The 22,511-nt window shown below is 51.4% G+C and carries 20 protein-coding genes, 1 tRNA gene, 1 rRNA gene and 1 pseudogene; 9 read left to right on the forward strand and 14 right to left on the reverse strand.

Translation table 11 applies throughout. The features are described from left to right. Positions 1-9 precede the first annotated feature (9 nt). The 9 genes from atpH to asnC all read right to left on the reverse strand — a co-directional run bounded on the left by atpH (position 10) and on the right by asnC (position 7,094). Positions 10-543 (reverse strand): F0F1 ATP synthase subunit delta, encoded by a 534-nt coding sequence (gene atpH / locus JL661_RS00110; protein WP_004236736.1) that lies wholly within the window; start codon positions 541-543, stop codon positions 10-12. A gap of 12 nt (positions 544-555) precedes the next feature. Next, on the reverse strand, positions 556-1,026 hold the full coding sequence (gene atpF / locus JL661_RS00115; protein ID WP_004240211.1) for a F0F1 ATP synthase subunit B: 471 nt from the start codon (positions 1,024-1,026) through the stop codon (positions 556-558). Between the two features lie 58 nt (positions 1,027-1,084). After that, the gene (gene atpE / locus JL661_RS00120) at positions 1,085-1,324 is read right to left on the reverse strand and encodes a F0F1 ATP synthase subunit C (protein WP_000429386.1); all 240 of its coding nucleotides are present in this window, start codon (positions 1,322-1,324) and stop codon (positions 1,085-1,087) included. Between the two features lie 48 nt (positions 1,325-1,372). Next, entirely contained in the window at positions 1,373-2,197 is an 825-nt protein-coding gene (atpB, locus tag JL661_RS00125) for a F0F1 ATP synthase subunit A (RefSeq protein WP_004236738.1), read from the reverse strand. A gap of 30 nt (positions 2,198-2,227) precedes the next feature. Then, positions 2,228-2,605 carry a F0F1 ATP synthase subunit I gene (gene atpI / locus JL661_RS00130; RefSeq protein WP_004236739.1) on the reverse strand — a complete coding sequence of 126 codons (378 nt, stop codon included), beginning with the start codon at positions 2,603-2,605 and terminating at the stop codon, positions 2,228-2,230. 603 nt (positions 2,606-3,208) lie between these two features. Next, positions 3,209-3,835 (reverse strand): 16S rRNA (guanine(527)-N(7))-methyltransferase RsmG, encoded by a 627-nt coding sequence (gene rsmG / locus JL661_RS00135; RefSeq protein WP_004236740.1) that lies wholly within the window; start codon positions 3,833-3,835, stop codon positions 3,209-3,211. Positions 3,836-3,838: 3 nt separating this feature from the next. Then, positions 3,839-5,728, reverse strand: a complete 1,890-nt coding sequence (gene mnmG / locus JL661_RS00140) for a tRNA uridine-5-carboxymethylaminomethyl(34) synthesis enzyme MnmG (RefSeq protein WP_062773488.1) — start codon at positions 5,726-5,728, stop codon at positions 3,839-3,841. Positions 5,729-6,100: 372 nt separating this feature from the next. Then, positions 6,101-6,544, reverse strand: coding sequence for an FMN-binding protein MioC (mioC, locus tag JL661_RS00145; RefSeq protein ID WP_004240215.1), 444 nt, complete (start codon positions 6,542-6,544; stop codon positions 6,101-6,103). 88 nt (positions 6,545-6,632) lie between these two features. Beyond that, positions 6,633-7,094, reverse strand: a complete 462-nt coding sequence (asnC, locus tag JL661_RS00150) for a transcriptional regulator AsnC (RefSeq protein WP_004240216.1) — start codon at positions 7,092-7,094, stop codon at positions 6,633-6,635. Positions 7,095-7,257: 163 nt separating this feature from the next. Between asnC and asnA the strand changes: the two genes are divergently transcribed. After that, complete coding sequence (asnA, locus tag JL661_RS00155) at positions 7,258-8,250, forward strand: aspartate--ammonia ligase (protein WP_004240217.1); 993 nt, start codon at positions 7,258-7,260, stop codon at positions 8,248-8,250. A gap of 28 nt (positions 8,251-8,278) precedes the next feature. On the opposite strand, the pseudogene viaA reads toward asnA, so the two are convergent. From viaA to JL661_RS00170, 3 genes and pseudogenes are all read right to left on the reverse strand, one after another. Continuing rightward, a pseudogene (gene viaA, locus JL661_RS00160) lies at positions 8,279-9,731 on the reverse strand (ATPase RavA stimulator ViaA). Next, positions 9,725-11,251, reverse strand: coding sequence for an ATPase RavA (ravA, locus tag JL661_RS00165; protein WP_004236747.1), 1,527 nt, complete (start codon positions 11,249-11,251; stop codon positions 9,725-9,727). Before ravA ends, viaA begins: the two are co-directional and overlap by 7 nt. A gap of 159 nt (positions 11,252-11,410) precedes the next feature. Then, complete coding sequence (locus tag JL661_RS00170; protein WP_004236748.1) at positions 11,411-11,986, reverse strand: lytic polysaccharide monooxygenase; 576 nt, start codon at positions 11,984-11,986, stop codon at positions 11,411-11,413. A gap of 344 nt (positions 11,987-12,330) precedes the next feature. Here JL661_RS00170 and rbsD point away from each other — a divergent pair, with 344 nt between their 5' ends. From rbsD to rbsR, 6 genes are all read left to right on the forward strand, one after another. Beyond that, positions 12,331-12,750 carry a D-ribose pyranase gene (rbsD, locus tag JL661_RS00175; protein WP_004236749.1) on the forward strand — a complete coding sequence of 140 codons (420 nt, stop codon included), beginning with the start codon at positions 12,331-12,333 and terminating at the stop codon, positions 12,748-12,750. 7 nt (positions 12,751-12,757) lie between these two features. Continuing rightward, on the forward strand, positions 12,758-14,263 hold the full coding sequence (gene rbsA / locus JL661_RS00180; protein WP_004236750.1) for a ribose ABC transporter ATP-binding protein RbsA: 1,506 nt from the start codon (positions 12,758-12,760) through the stop codon (positions 14,261-14,263). Positions 14,264-14,266: 3 nt separating this feature from the next. Further along, positions 14,267-15,238 (forward strand): ribose ABC transporter permease, encoded by a 972-nt coding sequence (gene rbsC / locus JL661_RS00185; protein WP_004236751.1) that lies wholly within the window; start codon positions 14,267-14,269, stop codon positions 15,236-15,238. 33 nt (positions 15,239-15,271) lie between these two features. Continuing rightward, a complete protein-coding gene (gene rbsB / locus JL661_RS00190) occupies positions 15,272-16,162 on the forward strand; it encodes a ribose ABC transporter substrate-binding protein RbsB (RefSeq protein WP_024473730.1) in 891 nt (296 codons plus the stop codon). 64 nt (positions 16,163-16,226) lie between these two features. Further along, the gene (gene rbsK / locus JL661_RS00195) at positions 16,227-17,153 is read left to right on the forward strand and encodes a ribokinase (RefSeq protein WP_046024833.1); all 927 of its coding nucleotides are present in this window, start codon (positions 16,227-16,229) and stop codon (positions 17,151-17,153) included. Between the two features lie 4 nt (positions 17,154-17,157). Next, a complete protein-coding gene (gene rbsR, locus JL661_RS00200; RefSeq protein WP_368733986.1) occupies positions 17,158-18,159 on the forward strand; it encodes a ribose operon transcriptional repressor RbsR in 1,002 nt (333 codons plus the stop codon). Here the strand turns inward: rbsR and mdtD are convergent. Both mdtD and JL661_RS00210 read right to left on the reverse strand, forming a co-directional pair. After that, positions 18,156-19,571 carry a multidrug transporter subunit MdtD gene (mdtD, locus tag JL661_RS00205; protein ID WP_062773491.1) on the reverse strand — a complete coding sequence of 472 codons (1,416 nt, stop codon included), beginning with the start codon at positions 19,569-19,571 and terminating at the stop codon, positions 18,156-18,158. The two genes, rbsR and mdtD, sit on opposite strands and share 4 nt — an antisense overlap. 53 nt (positions 19,572-19,624) lie before the next feature. Continuing rightward, positions 19,625-20,311, reverse strand: coding sequence for a FadR/GntR family transcriptional regulator (locus tag JL661_RS00210; RefSeq protein WP_036413354.1), 687 nt, complete (start codon positions 20,309-20,311; stop codon positions 19,625-19,627). 494 nt (positions 20,312-20,805) lie between these two features. Between JL661_RS00210 and JL661_RS00215 the strand changes: the two genes are divergently transcribed. After that, a 16S ribosomal RNA gene (locus JL661_RS00215) occupies positions 20,806-22,348 on the forward strand. A gap of 80 nt (positions 22,349-22,428) precedes the next feature. After that, positions 22,429-22,504 (forward strand) — tRNA-Glu (locus JL661_RS00220). Positions 22,505-22,511 lie beyond the last annotated feature (7 nt).

Below are 22,511 nucleotides of genomic sequence, written 5' to 3' on the forward strand. Positions count from 1 at the left end.
CCAGTCCCCTTAAGACTGCAAGACGTCGGTTAAACGCTCGAGTCGATTGCGAATGCTGTTGTCGATGACAAGGTCACCGGCGCGCAATACAAACCCCGCGATAACTGACTTATCAATTTTGCAATTCAGCTTAACTTTGCGTGACAGACGTTTTTCCATCGCTGCAGAAATTTTCGCCAGCTGCTGTTCATTGAGTTCGCCGGCTGAAGTGACTTCAACCTCAACAGTTGACTCCAGCGCAGCCCGCAGTGTTGCGAACTGACGGCTAACTTCCGGCAGGGTCACTAAGCGACCATTCTCAGCCATGATACGAACCAGGTTCTGAACATGCTCGTCAATCTGCTCACCGCAAACAGTGATAAACGCCTGAGCCAGGGTTTCCGGAGCAAAAGAACCGGAAATCAGATCGTCGATCTGCTCATTGCGTGTCACTTCAGCGGCAAATGCCAGCATATCCTGCCATTTTTCAACGGCCCGGTTTTCCACAGCAAAGTCAAAAGCTGCTTTGGCGTAGGGGCGAGCTACAGTAACGATTTCTGACATGCCCCACCCTCCTTACAGTTCAGCGACAAGTTTATCAACGATGTCGCTGTTAGCAGCTTCATCCACGGAACGTTCAATAATTTTCTCGGCACCCGCGACAGCTAAAATGGCGACCTGTTTACGTAACTCTTCACGAGCACGTTTGCGTTCGGCGTCAATTTCCGCCTGCGCCTGTGCTATGATTTTGCTACGCTCAACTTCCGCTTCTGCTTTTGCCTCATCGATGATCTGAGCGCGTTGTTTATTCGCTTGATCGATCAGGGCAGATGCTTCCGCTTTCGCTTTTTTCATTTGGTCGGTCGCATTGGCTTGCGCTAAGTCCAGGTCCTTTTTAGCACGTTCTGCGGAAGATAAACCGTCAGCAATTTCTTTCTGACGTTTTTCAATGGCCGCCATGATCGGTGGCCATACATACTTCATACAGAACAAAACAAACAGGACAAACGCGATGGCCTGGCCGAGGATTGTTGCGTTAAGATTCACAGCACAATACCTCTTTATCTAATTGAGTTGATGTAAATATCCGGGAGTGGCCGTATCACTACGCAACCGCAAACATTACATACAAGCCCAGACCCACAGCAATCATCGGGATGGCGTCAACCAGACCCATTACGATGAAGAACTGAGTACGCAGCAGAGGGATTAAATCCGGCTGGCGTGCAGCGCCTTCTAAAAATTTCCCACCGAGGATGCCGATACCGATCGCAGCACCGATAGCCGCCAGGCCCATCATTACAGCGGCAGCCATGTACAGCAGATCCATATTCAGGTTTTCCATGACAGTCTCCAGTTTGTTTCAGTTAAATCACAGTTATTGGTAATAAAATTAATGCTCTTCAGACGCCATCGACAGATAGACGATCGTCAGAACCATGAAAATAAAGGCTTGTAACGTAATAATCAGTATGTGGAAAATCGCCCACGGAAGGCTCAGTAACCATTGTGACCACCACGGTAGCAGACCTGCAATAAGAATGAAGATCAGCTCACCTGCATACATGTTCCCAAACAGTCGCAGACCGAGGGAAACAGGTTTTGACAGCAGGCTTACCCCTTCCAGAATCAGGTTGACAGGAATGAATAACGGATGATTAAAAGGCTGTAATGTCAGCTCTTTTGCAAATCCTTTCACGCCTTTCATCTTGAAGCTGTAAAAGAGGATAAGAACGAATACACCAATCGCCATCGACAGTGTGATACTTACGTCTGCGGTCGGAACGATACGCAGCGCAGGTAAACCGAGGATGTGTTCACCGATATACGGAATGAAGTCGATTGGTAATAAGTCCAGTGCGTTCATCAGCAGCACCCACACGAACACAGTTAATGCGAGAGGTGCAATAACCTTGCTCTTGCCGTGATACATATCACGGACGTTGCTGTCAACGAAGCCGATAAGCATTTCTACCGCAGTCTGAAATTTCCCGGGAACGCCACTTGTCGCTTTCTTTGCCACCCTTCTGAAAAGCCATAAAAAGAAAATACCTAATACGACTGAGAAGAAAAGGGAGTCAATGTTCAGCGTCCAAAAAGATGGAGTCGCGTTCGCATGGGGATTGACCAACTCGAAAGTATTCAGGTCCAGCTGAAGGTTATTCAGGTGGCCACCGATATACTCTTTTGTGGTTAAACTTTCTCCTGATGCAGACATGATGCCTCTTACCCTTTGTTGTTAAAACCGCTAACCGCTTAGCACGGCCGGTGCGATAATCTGCACGAAAAGCACCGCTAAATAGGTCAAGACCAGTGGTGCAACTGCCGCTTTAAACACTCCTAAAGCAATCATCAGTATCGCTATCGCGAAGATAACTTTAAACCCTTCCCCTACCACAAAAAACCATGCAATCCGGTACGACTGCGGTTCCTCATGCGCTTTCTGCCGGTTACTGATCAGCAAAAAAATCGCATTCGGTATCCATGCGGCAACTCCCCCGGCCAGCGCGGAAGCACCCCACTCGATACTTTTTATGCAAAAAAGCGCACTAAGAACAACAAACGTCATAAACTGCAAAAACAACAGTTTTTTGGTCAATTTTCCGTTGAAAAGGGAGACAGACATGACATTTAGTTTCTCCGTGTGCACCTTCCGGGGTCAGGCTTACTGAATGATGTATAAAACTGCCTTTGAGCGAGAGTGTCAAGAGACAAAAACGTGCAAATTATACGGGCAGCCAGATTGTTTTCAATCAATAAGTAGCGAAAAAGTGAATAAAAATTTAATTTCTTTGCCGCCGCCACAAATCGTACAAAAAATAGAGTCTACCCTACCTCGGAATACGACGTGCAACTCATTTCTGAAACGTGACAAAAATCACATAACATAAAATACATTAGTTGAATTAACATTTTATAGCGATCAGCGGTTGTAAAAATAGCAATATCTATCAACCAGTTAATTAAAAAAATAAACATTTAACTGATATTTACAGATTAATTTTAAATAAAATAAATAATTTTGAAATAATGCGTTATCAGTAAAAACGATCCGGCATGAAATTTTTCGCAGATAAACTTACCGGAAAGTAACCAATCTGCCGTTGTCACTTTGTAACGGCCCCGTTACGCATTTTATTTTCGTCTCCGGCAAAACAAAGGGACGGTGCAGAAAATGCGCTGACTCCGTCCCCTTAAAAATATTTCTGTTTTTTGACGTACAGCAAACTCAATTTGCTTTAAGAATCACCAGATGGCGCTGCTCGTCAAGTTGCGGCACGACCAGTTTTTCAACACTGACGAGAGAAATCCCCTCCGGTAACCGGGTTAATTCCTCTTCCGGCACACTGCCTTTCAGTGCAAAAAAGCGCCCGGTTTCCGGTACCGGCAGGTGATGACACCAGCTGAGCATATCATCCAGTGATGCAAATGCACGACTGATAACCCCGTCAAATGGTTCGCCCTGATACTCTTCCACGCGGCTCTGAACCGGTTCGATGTTGCTCAGCCCCAGTTCATGCTGTACCTGTTTCAGGAAGCGTACACGCTTACCCAGGCTGTCGAGCAGGACAAAGTGAGAGTCCGGGCGGACAATCGCCAGCGGCACGCCGGGAAGCCCGGGGCCGGTGCCGACATCAATAAACCGGCGGCCGGTCAGATGCGGTTCGACCACGATACTGTCCATGATATGACGCACCAGCATCTGTTCCGGCTGGCGGACAGACGTCAGGTTATAGGCTTTGTTCCATTTGTGAAGCATCTCCACATAACCGGTCAGTTGTTGTTTCTGCTGATCGGTCAGCCGGATATCCGCACTGCGCAGCAGCGCGGAAAGTTGTTGCTGTAAATCACTCATCCGTTACGCACTCCGCCGCAGAAGGCCCTGCTTTTTCAGCCAAACCAGCAGGATAGAGATAGCAGCTGGTGTGATACCGGAGATCCGCGATGCCTGGCCGATAGAGGTCGGTTTGTGGTCGTTGAGTTTTGCCACCACTTCGTTGGAAAGCCCGCTCACCTGTTTGTAATCGAGATCAACAGGCAGTGTGGCGTTCTCATTACGAAGCTGGCGCTGAATTTCGTCCTGCTGACGGGAGATATACCCTTCGTATTTCACCTGAATTTCCACCTGCTGTGCCGCTGCCGGTGAATTAACCCCCGGCGCGAAATCACTCAGGGTCATCAGACGGTTATAGTCCATTTCCGGACGGCGCAGAAGATCTTCCCCGGTCGCTTCTTTGGAGAGAGGAGTGTTCAGGATCGCGTTGATCTCTTTCACGCTTTCGGACTGCGGGTGGACGCGGATATCTCTCAGGCGCTGACGCTCTTTCTCGATCAGCTCCATTTTTTCACTGAAGTGTGCCCAGCGCGCGTCATCCACCAGCCCCAGTTTACGGCCGGTTTCTGTCAGACGGGTATCTGCGTTGTCTTCACGCAGCATCAGACGGTATTCCGCCCGTGAGGTAAACATCCGGTACGGTTCTTTGGTGCCGAGTGTGCACAGGTCGTCCACCAGCACGCCGATATACGCCTGATCACGGCGCGGGAACCAGCCTTCCTGATCGGCAGAATAGCGGGCGGCGTTCAGACCGGCCAGCAGCCCCTGGGCAGCCGCTTCTTCATAACCGGTGGTACCGTTGATTTGTCCGGCAAAGAACAGGCCGTGCAGGTATTTGCTTTCCAGGGTCTGTTTCAGGTCGCGCGGGTCAAAGAAATCATACTCGATAGCATAACCGGGACGCACAATACGCGCGTTTTCCATGCCTTTCATCGAGTGAACAATCTGCATCTGCACATCAAACGGTAAGCTGGTGGAGATACCGTTCGGGTAAATTTCATTGCTGGTCAGCCCTTCCGGCTCCAGGAAGATCTGATGCTGATTACGATCCGCAAAGCGCATCACTTTGTCTTCAATGGACGGGCAGTAACGCGGGCCGATCCCTTCTATCACACCGGCATACATCGGGCTGCGATCGAGGTTATTGCGGATCACTTCATGGGTTCTTTCATTGGTGTACGTGATATGGCACGGCATCTGTTCAGGATGCTCATCCGCACTGCCCATGAAGGAGAATACCGGCATCGGGTTGTCACCGAATTGTGGTGTCAGCTGAGTAAAATCGATGGTCCGGGCGTCAATACGCGGCGGTGTTCCTGTTTTCAGACGGCCGACACGCAGCGGCAGTTCCCGCAGACGGTGAGACAGTGAGACTGATGGCGGATCACCGGCACGGCCGCCGCTGTAGTTTTCCAGTCCGATATGAATTTTGCCGTCCAGGAATGTCCCGACAGTCAGTACAACCGATTTGGCTCTGAATTTCAGTCCCATCCGGGTTACTGCACCGGTAACGGTATCGTTTTCAACGATAAGATCTTCAACCGGCTGCTGGAAAATCATCAGGTTAGGCTGGTTTTCCAGTGCGGTGCGCACTGCCAGACGGTAAAGCACGCGGTCAGCCTGAGCACGGGTGGCATGAACTGCCGGTCCTTTGCTGGCGTTCAGGGTTCTGAACTGAATACCGGCACGGTCAGTGGCATGTGCCATCAGTCCGCCGAGTGCATCGATCTCTTTAACCAGATGTCCCTTACCAATCCCACCGATAGCAGGGTTGCAGGACATCTGACCCAGAGTGTCGATATTGTGAGTCAGTAAAAGTGTTTGACGGCCCATACGTGCCGCTGCCATTGCAGCTTCAGTACCGGCGTGGCCACCGCCGATAACAATGACGTCAAAATGATCCGGATAAAACATGTTAAACCTTCATTACAAAATGCAGTAGCGCATCGGGGGAGAGAATATAACTCAACTCTTGCCGTCTGACCATGAGCGGTAAAGACGCAGGTAATTATATAAAGATCTTTTTATTTAAAGATCTCTTTATTAGATCTTTTATTAGGATCGCGATCCTCTGTGGATAAGTGTTAAATCCCCATAAAGATCATAAAACTGTAAAGGATCATTTCCTGTGAAGTACCGTTGATCCTGTTCAGTATAAGCTGGGATCAAAACGGGTACTTATTCACAGGGCCTGACGGAGAGTGATCTTATACAGTGAATAACTACGGGTTGATCGCAAGTTGATCCCCGAGTTATCCACAGTTGATTGCTGTTTTTATCAGCAAATCAGAGTAAATTTTTCCATTCTTCGATCCAGATCTCAGCCGGATCTTCAGGAATCTCGTGTTTCTGAATATCTATTTCGAGTGACTGACCGATTTTTTTCGCACCCAGAGAGGTGAGCAGAGCGTCCAGTGTACGGACTGCACCACAGAAGGTGTCATATTCACTGCTGCCGATCCCGATAGCCCCGTAACGGACGGAACTGAGATCAGGCTGCTGCTCACGCAGGGCATCAGCGAACGGCTGTATATTTTCGGGGAGATCACCGGCACCGTGAGTGGAGGTGACAATTAACCAGGTACTGTCCTGCTGCGGTACGTCGTCCGCTTCCGGCCCGTGCTGCACATCTGTGGTAAAACCGGCGTTTTCCAGGATTTCGGCAACATGCTCGGCAACATATTCTGCGCTGCCCATGGTACTGCCGGTAATGAGAGTAACTGTGGTCATGGTGATCCCCTGCTGTAAAGAGCCGCTATTGTACGCTGTGAAACAGCTGGGATCTACCTGTGGATAATGTGGTTATAAGAATTTTTTCTTACGGGCGGATCGTTCGTATGATCGGGTTCTGTAAGGAGATCAGGGTTTCAGTGGACTGTATCTCATCAATACTCTGGATCTTGTTGATAAGTACGTCCTGCAGAGATTCTATCGTTTTGCACATCACCTTTATAAAGATGCTGTACTGCCCGGTGGTGTAATAGACTTCCACCACTTCATCCAGCTTATCGAGTTTCTTGAGAGCGGCCGGGTAATCTTTGGCACTTTTCAGGATGATGCCGATAAAGCAGGTCACATCAAACCCCAGCTGTTTTTCACTGATATCCACCCGGGTGCCGGTGATGATACCCGCCTGCTTCATTTTCTCTACCCGGACATGGATCGTACCGGGACTGACGGCAAATTTTTTCGCTAATTCCGCGTAAGGTGTGCGGGCATTCGCCATTAAAGCGTGAAGTATGTCACGGTCCAGATTGTCGATCTGATAAATTTCGGCCATTTTATGTCCCTTAAATTAACGAATATTCATTTTTAGTATCATAAAAATGAATTTTATAAATAGCAAAGGGTATTTTTGATAAAGGATATTGAATTTATACCCCATTCTGTTGCTTAATCTATTTCACAGGCAATACATGTTCCGCATATCAAGGATTATTATCATGGAAAAATCATTCATCCGACAGCAGCAGCAAATCAGCTTCGTGAAGTCTTACTTCTCACGTCTGCTGGAAAAACAACTGGGCCTTATTGAAGTCCAGGGGCCAATCTTAAGCCGCGTGGGTGATGGTACTCAGGATAATTTATCCGGCAGCGAGAAAGCGGTTCAGGTGAAAGTTAAATCATTGCCGGGCTCAACCTTTGAAGTCGTGCATTCACTGGCTAAATGGAAACGCAAAACCTTAGGGCGTTTTGATTTTCAGCCGGGCCAGGGTCTGTACACCGACATGAAAGCGTTGCGTCCTGATGAGGATCGCTTAACCCCAATCCATTCTGTCTATGTTGATCAGTGGGACTGGGAAAAAGTGATGGCAGATGAGGAGCGTACGCTGCCTTATCTGAAGCAGACAGTGAGTAAAATATATCAGACAATAAAAGAAACAGAACTTGCAGTAAGTAAGGAATTTGGTCTGACACCGTTCCTGCCGGACCAAATTCATTTTATTCACTCTGAAGAGCTGCTTGCACGCTACCCGGACCTGGATGCCAAAGGCCGTGAGCGCGCCATCGCGAAAGAACTGGGTGCCGTCTTCTTAATCGGCATCGGCGGTAAATTATCTCATGGTGAGTCCCATGATGTCCGTGCACCGGATTATGATGACTGGACCACTGAGAACAGTGACGGCTACAAAGGGCTGAACGGGGACATCCTCGTGTGGAACCCGGTACTGCAGGATGCGTTCGAGTTATCCTCAATGGGGATCCGTGTCGACCCGGTCACCCTGGCGCGTCAGCTGGACCTGACCGGTCAGCAGGTGCGGATGGAGCTGGACTGGCACAAATCGCTGGCAGCCGGTGAAATGCCGCAGACTATCGGCGGCGGGATCGGCCAGTCACGTCTGGTGATGTTACTGCTCCAGCGCAGCCATATCGGCCAGGTACAATGCAGTGTGTGGGCACCGGAAGTGCGCGAAACCATCACTGATATGCTGTAATACACTGTTGTACGGTGAGCCCGGAGGCTCACCGCCTGAAACGGCGCAACAGACGATTTTTTAAGCCGGTATCAAAACGCCAGATGTGATCAAAAATCCGCATGATACCGGGCTTTCCGTAATGGGACAGGGCTACCGCATGGAAGCGGTGTTTTCCCTGCTGCTGCGAACGTTTAACCATCTTCACCACCTCATCCGGCAGCCGCTGGGCAATAAAGTCAGACATCACCACCACATCCGCATCACGCCACTGCGGCGTTTCCAGTCGTTTTGCCGCTTCTGTCAGACAGGATGCCAGGTCTGTTCCGCCTTTAAAACTCTGAAGCAGAAAGCGGGTCATCTGCTCGATGCCGTCCGGGCCGAGAAAATCATAATGCACCTGTTCAGTGGAAAAGAGCATGACATGGCACTGCCGGTTATCGGCCATAGCGATTTTGACCAGCGCGAGACAAAATGCTTTGGCGCAGCGCTCATTAAAACCGCCCATCGAGCCGGAAGTATCGATACAGATAATGAAGGGACCGCGCGGCTGTTTTTCATCTTTATGATGAACGATAGGCCGCATCACCTGCCGTTCCTGCCAGTGATCGCCCTGTAACCGGTAGGTGTATAACTGTTTCTCGGCCAGCTTCCGGTAAAATTCCAGCTCCAGACCGCTGATGCCGAGTAACGCCAGCTCGGCGGGCAGAAGACGCAGCACATCATCACTCAGTCCGACCCCGCTGACCTCTTCCGGGGTCTGATCCGGCACCAGCTCGGTAATGGTGACCGGCTCTGTCACCGCACTGTCCTGAGGAACGGATTTTGCCGTCTGGCTGCGCCCCAGCAGTGAGGCCAGTTTTTCCAGTTCCGGCTGGGATTTTAAAAATTCGCTGTAACGCAGCAGGAGATCGTCCGCCGGCCGGGGATTTCAGTGATCCTTTGGCCAGATCCCATAACTTACCGGAAGCCTGCTCATTTTCACTGATCAGCGGATCAAGATTGCCGCTCAGCGCCAGGTGCTGCTGAAGTTCGGCGAGGAGCTGTTCTTTTTCCTGCTCCAGGATTTCTTTATGATAGGTGGTGACCTGTAAAATCAGGCTGAGACGCCAGCGCTGATTGAATAATATCTGATGGGAGGTGGTTTCCTGCTCATCTCTGTGCAGGCGGTGTGCTTCCGGCGAGAACGGCGAGTGTATGTCCTCCAGCGCTTTGAGGATCTCCGGCAGCAGGCGGTAAAATTCTGTCCGGTCTGCAGCGGTGCTTTTCTGGTAAAGACGGAATTCATCTGCCAGAGCGGCCGGAACCAGCGCCTCTTTCACCCGTTCTTCCAGTGATTTCCGCCATGACGGCATATCAGTCAGCACCGCACGGCGTAACCGCGGGTGCTTTTCGAAAAACCAGGCCAGTTGCGGAGCGGCCAGCAGTGTCAGCAGGATCTCCTCAATGAGTTCCCCTTCATTAACTGCCAGCGCCAGATCCAGTGCTGAAAGACTTAACACGGGGTGCTGCTCATTTGCTGAGTCAGTTTATCGAGGCGCTCTGTCACCGGCAGAAAGCTTTCCTCTATCTGTGCAATCCAGTCATCACTGACAAACAGGGCGGGCTGATGCTGTGCAAACAGCTGGCGCTGCTGTACCAGTGTCTGGCGTATCGCTGAAAGCTTATCCAGCCAGATTTGCTTCTGCGCCTCTGTCATCCGGCTTTCGGTACCCGCCGGGAACAGGGTGCTGCTGCGCAGACTGACATCACGCAGTTCCAGAAGGCCGTTATCATTCACTGCGGCGGATACAGACTGGGTAAAGCCGATACCGTTGAGTTTTGCCGCAATGTTCCCACCTTTATCAAAGACGCCTTTATCAAAAAAGGTATCAAAGGCACTGCGTTCAATAGTCACATGAGTGACTGTCATATCATGTAATGTCAGCGGGTTATGCAGAAAAAGGGTGACCGGGCCGGGCGGCAGCGTATCCGGCAGAGCGTAACTGACTTTGCGCCCGAAACGGGCACTGCTGCGGATCACACTGAAGGCATCCCGCTGTTGCTGAGTCTGCGTTTCCAGGATCCATTCCTGATAGTATTTTTCCAGTTTCAGCAGCAGGCTGCGTTGTTGATAGGCCTGCTCACACATCAGTTGTGTCAGCAGTAGCGGAACGGATTTCAGTGAGGCGGAATCATGCCACAGGCAATCTTTCAGCAAAATCAGGTCAAGAGGTGTGATACTGCTGTGGTCGTTGAAAAACGCACTGGCCTGTAACAGCCGCAGTGCCTTTTTCCAGCGCCGGTCTGAGATATACGGTGCGTTATCCAGCCGCTCAATCTGCTGACGCAGCTGATAAATCAGTTCAAATATCTGATCGGTCAGCACAACACGGTCAATTTCTTCCTGCCACTGATGGTATTCCTCATCGGTTACCTGCAGATGCGCGGGGATCTGTTCATCCGATGCCCCCGGTGTGCTGATAAGCATGGCGCGGAAGCTCTGTTTTTCCTGAAGTTTATCCAGCCATAAACGGATCAGCATCCGGTCATAGAGTGCTTCCAGGCTGCTGTCATCGTCCGGCAGTTCGTTGGAGGCGGCCACCAGCAGCCGCATCGGGATAGCATTTTCGCTGTCGCCGTTGCGGTATTTGCGTTCGTTAATCGCGGTCAGCAGGGTGTTGAGGATTGCGGGACCCGCTTTCCAGATTTCGTCGAGAAACACGATTTCCGCATCCGGCAGATATCCCTGCGTGATGCGCTGGTATTTCCCTTCATCTTTCAGTGCTGCAATCGAGAGCGGACCGAAGATCTCCTCCGGGGTGGAGAAGCGGGTCATCAGATACTCAAAGGCACGGGCGTCACTGAAAATCAGTTTCATGCGCCGTGCTATCATACTTTTGGCAATTCCCGGCGGGCCGAGCAGAAAAACACTTTCCCCGCTGAGGGTGGCCAGCAAGCAGAGCCGGATGGCGTGCTGTCGTTCATACAGCCCGGATTCCAGGTGGCGGCTCAGCCGGGCAATACGTTCAGAACGTTGCATGGGACTCCCGTGAATTTACTGATGCAGTTTCTGCGTTTATAAACCAAAAAAGCTACCGCGTTTACTGCGTGAAATCACGTTTCTTCTGCTTTTTGCGCAAATGGTGATAAAAAAATTGCCGGGGATACCGGCAATGCTGTTAATCAGTAAAACAAAACATCAGTCAAACCGGACATCAATCACCTGATAGAAACTGTTGGCGGTATCCGCGATTTCCCATACACCGTAAATAACCTGATAGCCGCTCCGTTCCGGAATGGTGCACTGATGTGTCACTGTCTGCGGCGGAACCTGATTTTTATCGTCATAACTACAGAATGGTTCGGGTTCAAATGATGCCCGGGTCAGCGGGGTTCCCGGCTGCCAGTCCGGCCTGGTGATGTAGTAACGCCAGTTACGGGTTTTGTGGGCGGCTGTTATTTTCCAGGTGAACATGGCGGTTCCCGGTTTTACCGTTATCTGATGCCAGTTATCACCGGGGGTATCGAGTGGCAGAAAACGCTCAATACCACCGCTGGCAAGCCGGCCGTCCGGCGGGAATTTTCCGTCCGGAAATCCGGAGAATGTTTCAATACTTTGTGGTTCCCATTGGGCGGAGCCACACATTGCAGCGGGATTTTTACCGTCACGGCAATTTGCTGCCCGTGAGGCCGGTTCAGTGATATAGCCGTGAGCAAACGCCTGAGAAGTCAGTAAACAGAAAAGTATGCCGGCAAATGCCGTTTTTTTCATCATAAGAAGATCTCCGGTATGAGAGGGGAAAATCAACATAACAACACCGGGATATGTTTTGCGATGTCATAACTTATTAGTGGTGTAACAGAGTGATAAAAAATCCGGGATATCCGGGGGGAGAACCGGTGATTTCAGGGGGGAAGTTGCCGGATAACCGGTATTTTTCTGCCGGTATAATTGAATCCATTCAGCTATAACTCATTCAATCAGTTAGCTTTTTCATTTAACATATTCTTAAGCGAAACGTTTCGATCACCATCACATTTTTTATGGATGAACATTGAGTTTTCCCGTATTTTTCCTACCATAGTTTAAAAGCGAAACGTTTCGCTCAGGAGGATTTTATGAAGAAAGGGGCTTTACTGAACGGTGATGTCTCCGCGGTTATCGCGCGTCTGGGTCATACCGACCATATTACTGTTGCTGATGCCGGGCTGCCAATCCCGCCCGCCACGCCACGTATTGATCTGGCATTAACACAGGGTGTGCCTGATTTTATGTCGGTGTTTAAAGTCATCACGCAGGAGATGCAGGTGGAAGCCGCACTGATGGCGGAAGATATCCAGACACATAACAGTGAGCTGCACGATGCTATCGTGGCACATCTGAAAGCACTGGAATTACAGCAGGGTAATGTGATTCAGATTCAGTATGTGACTCACGCCTCTTTCAAGTTACAGACACAAAACAGCCGTGCCGTGATCCGGACCGGTGAGTGCACACCATTTGCCAATGTGATGCTGTTCTCCGGCGTGACATTCTGAGGTGTTTATGGAACCGTTACTTGAACTCAAAGGTATCGATAAAGCTTTCCCGGGTGTGAAAGCCTTATCCGGTGCTGCCCTGCGGGTTTATCCCGGCAGAGTGATGGCGCTGGTCGGAGAGAACGGCGCCGGTAAATCCACCATGATGAAAGTGCTGACCGGGATCTACAAAAAAGATGCCGGTCAGATTCTGTTTCTGGGGCAGGAGCGTCAGTTTACGGGGCCGAAATCGTCTCAGGAAGCCGGTATCGGGATTATTCATCAGGAACTGAACCTGATCCCGGAACTGACGATTGCAGAAAACATTTTCCTCGGCCGCGAGTTTACCGGCCGTTTCGGTAACATTGACTGGAAAAAAATGTATGCCGAAGCGGATAAATTACTGGCCCGTCTGAATCTCACTTACAGCAGCCACCGGCTGGTGGCTGAATTGTCTATCGGCGATCAGCAGATGGTGGAAATCGCCAAGGTGCTCAGTTTTGAGTCAAAAGTCATCATTATGGATGAACCGACAGATGCCCTGACAGACACCGAAACCGAATCCCTCTTTAGTGTGATCCGCGAACTGCGCGAGCAGGGCTGCGGGATTGTCTATATATCCCACCGTCTGAAAGAGATTTTTGAGATTTGTGATGATGTGACGGTGTTCCGCGACGGACAGTTTATCGGTGAAAAACCGGTGTCTGACCTGACGGAGGATAGCCTGATCGAAATGATGGTCGGGCGTAAACTGGAAGATCAGTATCCGCGTCTGACTCTGCCGCGCGGCAAAGAGAAGCTGGTGGTAAAAAACCTGTGCGGCCGCGATGTGCATGATGTCAGTTTCACGCTGCATGAGAATGAAATTCTCGGTGTTTCCGGGCTGATGGGCGCCGGGCGTACCGAACTGATGAAAATCATTTACGGTGCGATGGCAAAAACCGGCGGAACGGTTGAAATGGACGGTAAAGCCTGCCAGATAAACTCACCGAAAGCCGGGCTGGATAACGGCATCGTGTATATTTCCGAAGACCGCAAACGCGATGGTCTGGTGCTGGGGATGTCAGTAAAAGAGAACATGTCTCTGACGGCGCTGCCGTATTTCAGCAGCAAGACCGGACGCCTTAATCATAAAGAAGAGCATCTGACTGTCAGCGATTTTATTCAGCTGTTCAATATCAAAACCCCGGGCATGGATCAGATAATCGGGTTCTTATCCGGCGGTAATCAGCAGAAAGTGGCAATTGCACGCGGTCTGATGACGCGGCCGAAAGTTCTGATCCTCGATGAACCGACACGCGGTGTGGATGTCGGGGCGAAGAAAGAGATTTATCAGCTGATCAACAAATTTAAACAGGAAGGCCTGAGTATCATCCTTATTTCATCGGAAATGCCGGAAGTGATGGGGATGAGTGACCGGATTCTGGTCATGCACGAAGGACGGATAAGCGGGGAGTTTGCCGCGGAAAACGTCACTCAGGAAGCATTAATGGCCGCCGCAGTCGGCAAACAATATGGCGCAGGGCAGGAGTAAGATATGCGTACAGATTCAACCCCGGCGTCAAAACGCTGGTTTTCCAAAGAATGGCTGCTTGAGCAGAAATCACTGATCGCGCTGCTGATCCTGATTGTGATTGTCTCCATGATCAGCCCGAACTTTTTTACCCTGAATAACCTGTTCAATATTCTCCAGCAGACCTCTGTTAACGCCATTATGGCGGTGGGTATGACACTGGTGATCCTGACCTCCGGGATTGACCTGTCTGTCGGTTCTCTGCTGGCACTGACCGGTGCGGTGGCGGCCTCCATGGTGGGCGCGGATGTTAACGCCATTGTTGCTGTTGCGGGTGCGCTGGCACTGGGTGCGGCTATCGGTGGTGTGACCGGGGTGATTGTCGCGAAAGGGAAAGTGCAGGCTTTTATCGCCACGCTGGTGATGATGCTGTTACTGCGCGGTGTGACCCGTGTGTATACCGACGGCAGCCCGATCAGCACCGGATTCAGTGATAACGCCGATGTGTTCAGCTGGTTTGGTATCGGCCGTCTGTTTGGTATTCCGGCACCGGTCTGGCTGATGATTGTCGTTTTCGCGGCGGCCTGGTATCTGCTGCATCATACCCGCCTGGGCCGTTATATCTACGCGCTGGGCGGTAATGAATCCGCCACCCGCCTGTCCGGTATTAATGTCGATAAAATCAAAATCATTGTTTACGCCCTCTGTGGTCTGCTGGCGGCATTAGCCAGTGTGATTGAAGTAGCGCGTTTATCGTCCGCACAGCCGATGGCCGGTAACGGTTATGAGCTGGATGCGATTGCGGCGGTGGTACTCGGCGGCACCAGTCTCGCCGGGGGTAAAGGCCGTATTATGGGCACCCTGATCGGGGCGCTGATTTTAGGTTTTCTGAACAACGCGCTGAATCTGCTGGGGATCTCCTCCAACTACCAGATGATTGTTAAAGCGGTTGTGATTTTGCTGGCTGTACTCGTTGATAACAAAAGCAGTAAATAATCCACTTACCCGAATCCTGCAAGGAACAGAAACATGAAACTGAAAAAGATTGCGACCCTTTTCTCCGTTGTTGCACTGAGCGCCACTATCAGCGCCAATGCACTGGCAAAAGAGTCCATTGCCCTGGTGATCTCCACACTGAACAACCCGTTCTTTGTCACCATGAAAGACAGTGCGCAGAAAGAAGCGGATAAACTCGGTTACGACCTGGTGGTTCTGGATTCCATGGATAACCCGGCGAAAGAACTGGCTAACGTGCAGGATCTGACCGTGAAAGGCACCAAACTGATGCTGATTAACCCGACAGACTCTGATGCGGTCGGTAACGCGGTGATCCTGGCCAACAAAGCCAATATCCCGGTTATCACCCTGGACCGTGTTGCCAATAAAGGTGAAGTGGTCAGCCACGTTGCCTCTGATAACGTTCTCGGCGGCAAACTGGCCGGTGATTATATTGCCCGTAAAACCGGTGCGGATGCCAAAGTTATCCAGCTGGAAGGTATCACCGGGACTTCTGCTTCCCGTGAGCGCGGCGAAGGTTTCAAACAGGCGGTTGCCGAGCATAAAATGAATGTGCTGGCCAGCCAGCCGGCAGATTTCGATCGTACCAAAGGTCTGAACGTTATGCAGAACCTGCTGACTGCACATCCGGCTGTTCAGGCAGTATTTGCCCAGAACGATGAAATGGCATTAGGTGCGCAGCGTGCATTGCAGACTGCAGGCCGTGATGATGTGCTGGTGGTCGGCTTCGACGGTACAGCTGACGGCATCAAAGCTGTAAAAGGCGGCAAACTGGGTGCAACCGTGGCACAGCGTCCTGACCAGATCGGTATCATTGGTATTCAGACAGCCGATAAAGTACTGAAAGGCGAAAAAATCGACAAAACCATTCCGGTTGAGTTAGAACTGATTGTAAAAGACTAACGATATCAGCCTCCCCGGTACACCGTACCGGGGAGTATTGTCAGTAATTAAGGAAATAAAGGTAATGACAACATCCCGTCTGACCGTTCTCGGCAGTATTAATGTCGATCATATTATGAATATTGCACAGTTCCCGGCACCCGGCGAAACGGTGATCGGTAAGCAATATCAGACAGCCTTCGGCGGCAAAGGCGCGAATCAGGCGGTGGCCTGCGGACGCAGCGGTGCTGATATTACCTTTATTGCCTGTGTGGGGGATGATGCCATCGGTGCGGAAATCCTGGCGCAGCTGCAGCGTGACCGTATTCACACCGCCGCAGTCAGCGTGGTACCGGAAGCGGCTACCGGTGTGGCGATGATTTTTGTGAATGAAGACGGTGAAAACGTCATCGGCATCAGTGCCGGTGCCAATGCCGCGCTGACACCGGCACATTTTGCGCCTTATAAAGGGCTCGTTGAGCAATCCGATGCCCTGCTGATGCAGCTGGAGTCCCCGCTGGAAACGGTGATTGCCGCCGCACAGGCTGCAAAAAATCATCAGACCAGAGTGATCCTCAATCCGGCCCCGGCGCGGGAATTACCGGACAGCCTGCTGACGCTGGTGGATGTTATCACCCCGAATGAAACCGAAGCGGAAAAGCTGACCGGTATTTCTGTCAGTGATGAAACCGGCGCAGCCAGAGCGGCGCAGGTACTGCATGATAAAGGTATCGGACAGGTACTGATCACCCTGGGCAGCCGCGGTGTCTGGCTGAGCGTCAACGGTGAAGGCCGCCGGATCCCGGGCTTTAAAGTTAATGCGGTGGACACTATCGCAGCCGGCGATACCTTTAACGGCGCGTATGTCACGGCGCTGCTGGAAGGAAAACCGGCAGATGAAGCGGTGCGTTTTGCCCATGCCGCTGCCGCAATTGCTGTCACCCGCCGGGGTGCACAGCCATCGGTGCCGTGGCGCCGTGAAATTGATGCATTCCTTGCGGAGCGTGGTTAAGACTGTGGCGACGATGAAAGATGTGGCGCGGCTGGCGGGGGTATCCACCTCGACAGTCTCACATGTCATCAACAATAACCGTTTTGTCAGTGACGGCGTGCGCAAGAAAGTAAATGATGCTATTGCCGAGCTGAACTATGCGCCGTCTGCACTTGCGCGCAGCCTGAAAATGAACCGCACAAACACCATCGGAATGCTGGTGACCACCAGTAATAACCCGTTTTATGCGGAAGTCGTCCGCGGCGTGGAGCGCAGTTGCTACGAGCGCGGCTACAGCCTGATCCTCTGTAATACCGAAGGGGATCACAAACGGATGAACAGCAGTCTGGAAACGCTGCTGCAAAAGCGGGTGGATGGCCTGCTGCTGATGTGTACTGAGATAAAAGGCCCGTCAGCGGAGGTGTTCAGCCGCTATCCCCGTCTGCCGATGGTGATGATGGACTGGTCGCCGTTTGCGTTCGGCGGGGATGTGATTCAGGACAACTCTTTTCTCGGCGGCGAAATTGCCACCAATCATCTGATCGAAAACGGTTTTACCCGGATTGCCTGTATTGCCGGGCCACTGGATAAATCACCGGCCAAATCCCGTCTGGACGGTTTTTACCGCGCAATGGCGCAGGCCGGGCTGGATGTGCCGCCGGAGTATGTACTGGAAAGTGATTTTGAATTCAGCGGTGGTTTCAGTGCCATGAATCAGCTGCTTTCTCTGCCGGTGCCTCCGCAGGCGGTATTTGCCGGTAACGATGCGATGGCGGTCGGTGCTTATCAGGCTATCTGGCAGAAAGGGTTGCGTATTCCGCAGGATATTGCGGTTGTCGGTTATGATGATATCGACCTGGCTGCATTTCTCACCCCGCCGCTGACCACCATTCACCAGCCGAAAGATGAGCTGGGCAAACTGGCGGTGGATAAGCTGCTGCGCCGCATGGATGATGCAGACGCGCCTTCTGATTTACTGGTGCTGACCCCGGCACTGATAAACCGGGGATCTGTTATCTGCGGTTAATGTGAGGCCGGGCTGTCTGAGGAGCGGGTTTTCTTCTTAATCATATTCCGCCCGTCAGTCCGGCTCAGGAACAGGAACACAAACGCCGACAGAATCGTCATCATCCCGACCGTCACAAAGGTCGCGTGGAAATTATCAACGATTGACCCCCAATCCTGAGACTCAAAATAGCGTAATACAGACGCACTCACCGCTATCCCGAAACTGATGGAAAGCTGCTGGGTCACAGCCAGCACACTGTTACCGGAACTGGCATTGTGCTCAGTCAGATCTGCGAGGGTAATGGTATTCATCGCGGTGAACTGAGTGGACATCGCCATGCCGAGAATAAACAGCGGCAGCACCAGTAGATAAATCGACATTCCCGGTGACTGGAAATAGAAAGAAGAAATGATTGCGCCGATCACCAGTGTTATGGCAAATAATGTCAGGCGATAACCGTAGCGGCGCAGAATCTGCGTGACCGCCGATTTTGCCAGAATAGAGCCGATCGCCGTCGGTGCCATCATCATCCCCGCCACCACAGCGGGATAACCAAAACCGACCTGTAACATCAGCGGCATCAGAAACGGAATACAGCCGGTGCCGAGGCGTGTGGCAACGTTACCGGCGATCCCGACACTGAATGTCCGCGTGCGGAACAGACTCAGCGGAATAATCGGCGCAGAAATACGGCGGGCGTGCAGGGCATAGAAAGTCAGCAGCGCAAAACCGCTGCCCATCACCAGGAATGGGGTCGCCGCTGCCAGAGCATTATCCCCGAACAGATCCAGACTGACAGAAACAGAGACCAGCCCGGCACCGAGCAGGGCAAAGCCTAATGTATCAAAGCGGCGTTTCGGCATGGTGAAATCAGGCATATGGCGGATGGCGTAAATAATCCCCAGAATCCCGATAGGTATATTAATGATAAAAATCCAGTGCCAGGTGGCGTAAGTCACCAGGATCCCGCCAAGCAGCGGCCCCAGCACCGGGCCGACCAATCCCGGAATGGTGACAAAGTTGAGAATCGGCAGCAGTTCGCTGCGCGGATAAGCCCGCAGCAGCGCCAGCCGTGCCACCGGCATCATCATTGCCCCGCCTATCCCCTGAATAATCCGCGACACCACCAGAAATGGCAGGTTGGGTGAAAAGGCACATAATAAAGAGCCGAGGGAAAACAGAATCACCGCGATAATAAACACTCTGCGGGTACCGAAGCGGTCGGCCAGCCAGCCGCTGACCGGGATCAGCAGCGCCACTGTCAGTGTGTAACTGATAACAGCGGACTGCATCGCCAGCGGAGAGTGGTTCAGGCTTCTGGCAATATCCGGCAGAGCGGTGTTCAGAATGGTGGCATCGAGCGCCTGCATAAAGAACGCCATTGCGGCAATCCACGGCAGACCCGCCATATTCCGGGCTGTTTTAAACATGTTTTCCCTTAATGCATTATCTCTGAATAGTCAGTAGTGTAACTATTACATATTCACACTTTACTCAACAACACCTGACATGCCTGACGGGCGCGTTCTCCGTTCCCGTCGATAATGGCATCCACAATCTCCTTGTGGAGATCAATCTCAATAACCTGATTGGTGGTGATGGATTCAAAAAAGTTGTGATACACAAAATCAAATAAATTGGCGAAAGAGGAAAAGAACGGATTTCCGCACGCCTGGTAAATAAGGTGGTGGAAGCGGTGATCAACGGCTATCCATTTATCCCGCTCAAAATGGGCGGATAATAAGGTCATCTCTTTTAACAGAAACGAAAGTGACTGTTTCTGATCTTTTCCGGCATTCATGGCGGCCAGTGCGCAGGCCTGGGGTTCAATCGCGGCGCGCAGCTCGCGGAAATACGTCAGTACCTGCCGGTGGTCTCCGCTGCTCAGCCACCACTTAATAAAGTCATGGTCGAGAAAATTCCAGCTTATCACCGGCATCACCCGGGTGCCGATGCGCGGGCGCGGTAAAACCATTCCTTTCGCCGCCAGCATTTTTACTGCCTCACGGACAGCGGTCCGGCTTACCCCGAACTGCTCCGCCAACTCAATCTCTCCCGGCAAAATAGATTCCGGCGGATACTTGCCGGATAAAATCTGCTGTCCCAGTTTTTCAGCCAGAAGATAAGACAGGTTCTTTTGTGACGCATTGAGTTGTTCTGAAAACTGCATTCTGATTCCTTGGTGTGATGCATTAACAAAGCGGGATAATGATATATAAGAAGCATTATGGGCATATTAATGACAAAACAGGCGAATAAAAGCTCAAATATACCTGTTTTGTCTAAAAAAAAACGCGAACAAACATTTTTTTTCAAATAAACACTTGCGTGATCTCAGCGAGTGTCTATAATGCGCCCTCACTGACACGGAACAACACGCTGAGAAGCGCGCCGACAGTAGAGAAAAGCGAAAAAAGTTGAAAAACAACGCTTGACTCGAAGGGGCTGGAAACGTAATATACGCAGCCTCGCAACAACGCAGAAGACCGGCAACGGCAGCGAAGGTTGCAACTGCTCTTTAACAATTTATCAGACAATCTGTGTGGGCACTCGCAGGACATATCACAAAAAATATATTTTTGAGAAGTCTTGAAGAGTGACCAATACAGCAGCTTAGTAATAAGCAGCAGTAAACAGTTTAATTCTTTGAGCATCAGACACTTTTAATTGAAGAGTTTGATCATGGCTCAGATTGAACGCTGGCGGCAGGCCTAACACATGCAAGTCGGGCGGTAACAGGGGGAAGCTTGCTTCTCTGCTGACGAGCGGCGGACGGGTGAGTAATGTATGGGGGATCTGCCTGATGGCGGGGGATAACTACTGGAAACGGTAGCTAATACCGCATAATGTCTTCGGACCAAAGCGGGGGACCTCCGGGCCTCGCGCCATCAGATGAACCCATATGGATTAGCTAGTAGGTGAGGTAACGGCTTACCTAGGCGACGATCCCTAGCTGGTCTGAGAGGATGATCAGCCACACTGGGACTGAGACACGGCCCAGACTCCTACGGGAGGCAGCAGTGGGGAATATTGCACAATGGGCGCAAGCCTGATGCAGCCATGCCGCGTGTATGAAGAAGGCCTTCGGGTTGTAAAGTACTTTCAGTCGGGAGGAAGGTGTCAAGGTTAATAACCTTGGCAATTGACGTTACCGACAGAAGAAGCACCGGCTAACTCCGTGCCAGCAGCCGCGGTAATACGGAGGGTGCAAGCGTTAATCGGAATTACTGGGCGTAAAGCGCACGCAGGCGGTTGATTGAGTCAGATGTGAAATCCCCGGGCTTAACCCGGGAATTGCATCTGATACTGGTCAGCTAGAGTCTTGTAGAGGGGGGGAGAATTCCATGTGTAGCGGTGAAATGCGTAGAGATGTGAAAGGAATACCGGTGGCGAAGGCGGCCCCCGGACAAAGACTGACGCTCAGGTGCGAAAGCGTGGGGAGCAAACAGGATTAGATACCCTGGTAGTCCACGCTGTAAACGATGTCGACTTGGAGGTTGTGCCCTTGAGGCGTGGCTTCCGGAGCTAACGCGTTAAGTCGACCGCCTGGGGAGTACGGCCGCAAGGTTAAAACTCAAATGAATTGACGGGGCCCCGCACAAGCGGTGGAGCATGTGGTTTAATTCGATGCAACGCGAAGAACCTTACCTACTCTTGACATCCAGAGAACTTAGCAGAGATGCTTTGGTGCCTTCGGGAACTCTGAGACAGGTGCTGCATGGCTGTCGTCAGCTCGTGTTGTGAAATGTTGGGTTAAGTCCCGCAACGAGCGCAACCCTTATCCTTTGTTGCCAGCGCGTGATGGCGGGAACTCAAAGGAGACTGCCGGTGATAAACCGGAGGAAGGTGGGGATGACGTCAAGTCATCATGGCCCTTACGAGTAGGGCTACACACGTGCTACAATGGCGTATACAAAGGGAAGCGACCCCGCGAGGGCAAGCGGAACTCATAAAAGTACGTCGTAGTCCGGATTGGAGTCTGCAACTCGACTCCATGAAGTCGGAATCGCTAGTAATCGTAGATCGGAATGCTACGGTGAATACGTTCGGGCCTTGTACACACCGCCCGTCACACCATGGGAGTGGGTTGCAAAAGAAGGTAGGTAGCTTAACCTCCGGGAGGGCGCTTACCACTTTGTGATTCATGACTGGGGTGAAGTCGTAACAAGGTAACCGTAGGGGAACCTGCGGTTGGATCACCTCCTTACCTAGTTGATACTGAATGTGAGTGTTCACACAGATTGTCTGATAGAAAATGAGCAGAGAGCGTCTGCGAAGCTGACTAATGTCCCCTTCGTCTAGAGGCCCAGGACACCGCCCTTTCACGGCGGTAACAGGGGTTCGAATCCCCTAGGGGACGCCAGTCTGCG

The organism is Morganella morganii, assembly GCF_019243775.1.
Lineage (GTDB): Bacteria > Pseudomonadota > Gammaproteobacteria > Enterobacterales > Enterobacteriaceae > Morganella > Morganella morganii.

Bases quoted from the DNA above. Each gene is read 5' to 3' on its own strand.
- mioC (WP_004240215.1), bottom strand. From the start codon at position 6,544: ATGACCACAGTTACTCTCATTACCGGCAGTACCATGGGCAGCGCAGAA.
- asnA (WP_004240217.1), top strand. From the start codon at position 7,258: ATGGAAAAATCATTCATCCGACAGCAGCAGCAAATCAGCTTCGTGAAG.
- rbsB (WP_024473730.1), top strand. From the start codon at position 15,272: ATGAAACTGAAAAAGATTGCGACCCTTTTCTCCGTTGTTGCACTGAGC.
- JL661_RS00210 (WP_036413354.1), bottom strand. From the start codon at position 20,311: ATGCAGTTTTCAGAACAACTCAATGCGTCACAAAAGAACCTGTCTTAT.
- rbsD (WP_004236749.1), top strand. From the start codon at position 12,331: ATGAAGAAAGGGGCTTTACTGAACGGTGATGTCTCCGCGGTTATCGCG.
- rbsA (WP_004236750.1), top strand. From the start codon at position 12,758: ATGGAACCGTTACTTGAACTCAAAGGTATCGATAAAGCTTTCCCGGGT.
- rbsC (WP_004236751.1), top strand. From the start codon at position 14,267: ATGCGTACAGATTCAACCCCGGCGTCAAAACGCTGGTTTTCCAAAGAA.
- mdtD (WP_062773491.1), bottom strand. From the start codon at position 19,571: ATGTTTAAAACAGCCCGGAATATGGCGGGTCTGCCGTGGATTGCCGCA.
- asnC (WP_004240216.1), bottom strand. From the start codon at position 7,094: ATGGCCGAAATTTATCAGATCGACAATCTGGACCGTGACATACTTCAC.
- rsmG (WP_004236740.1), bottom strand. From the start codon at position 3,835: ATGAGTGATTTACAGCAACAACTTTCCGCGCTGCTGCGCAGTGCGGAT.
- mnmG (WP_062773488.1), bottom strand. From the start codon at position 5,728: ATGTTTTATCCGGATCATTTTGACGTCATTGTTATCGGCGGTGGCCAC.
- atpE (WP_000429386.1), bottom strand. From the start codon at position 1,324: ATGGAAAACCTGAATATGGATCTGCTGTACATGGCTGCCGCTGTAATG.
- JL661_RS00170 (WP_004236748.1), bottom strand. From the start codon at position 11,986: ATGATGAAAAAAACGGCATTTGCCGGCATACTTTTCTGTTTACTGACT.
- ravA (WP_004236747.1), bottom strand. From the start codon at position 11,251: ATGCAACGTTCTGAACGTATTGCCCGGCTGAGCCGCCACCTGGAATCC.
- atpI (WP_004236739.1), bottom strand. From the start codon at position 2,605: ATGTCTGTCTCCCTTTTCAACGGAAAATTGACCAAAAAACTGTTGTTT.
- atpH (WP_004236736.1), bottom strand. From the start codon at position 543: ATGTCAGAAATCGTTACTGTAGCTCGCCCCTACGCCAAAGCAGCTTTT.
- atpB (WP_004236738.1), bottom strand. From the start codon at position 2,197: ATGTCTGCATCAGGAGAAAGTTTAACCACAAAAGAGTATATCGGTGGC.
- rbsK (WP_046024833.1), top strand. From the start codon at position 16,227: ATGACAACATCCCGTCTGACCGTTCTCGGCAGTATTAATGTCGATCAT.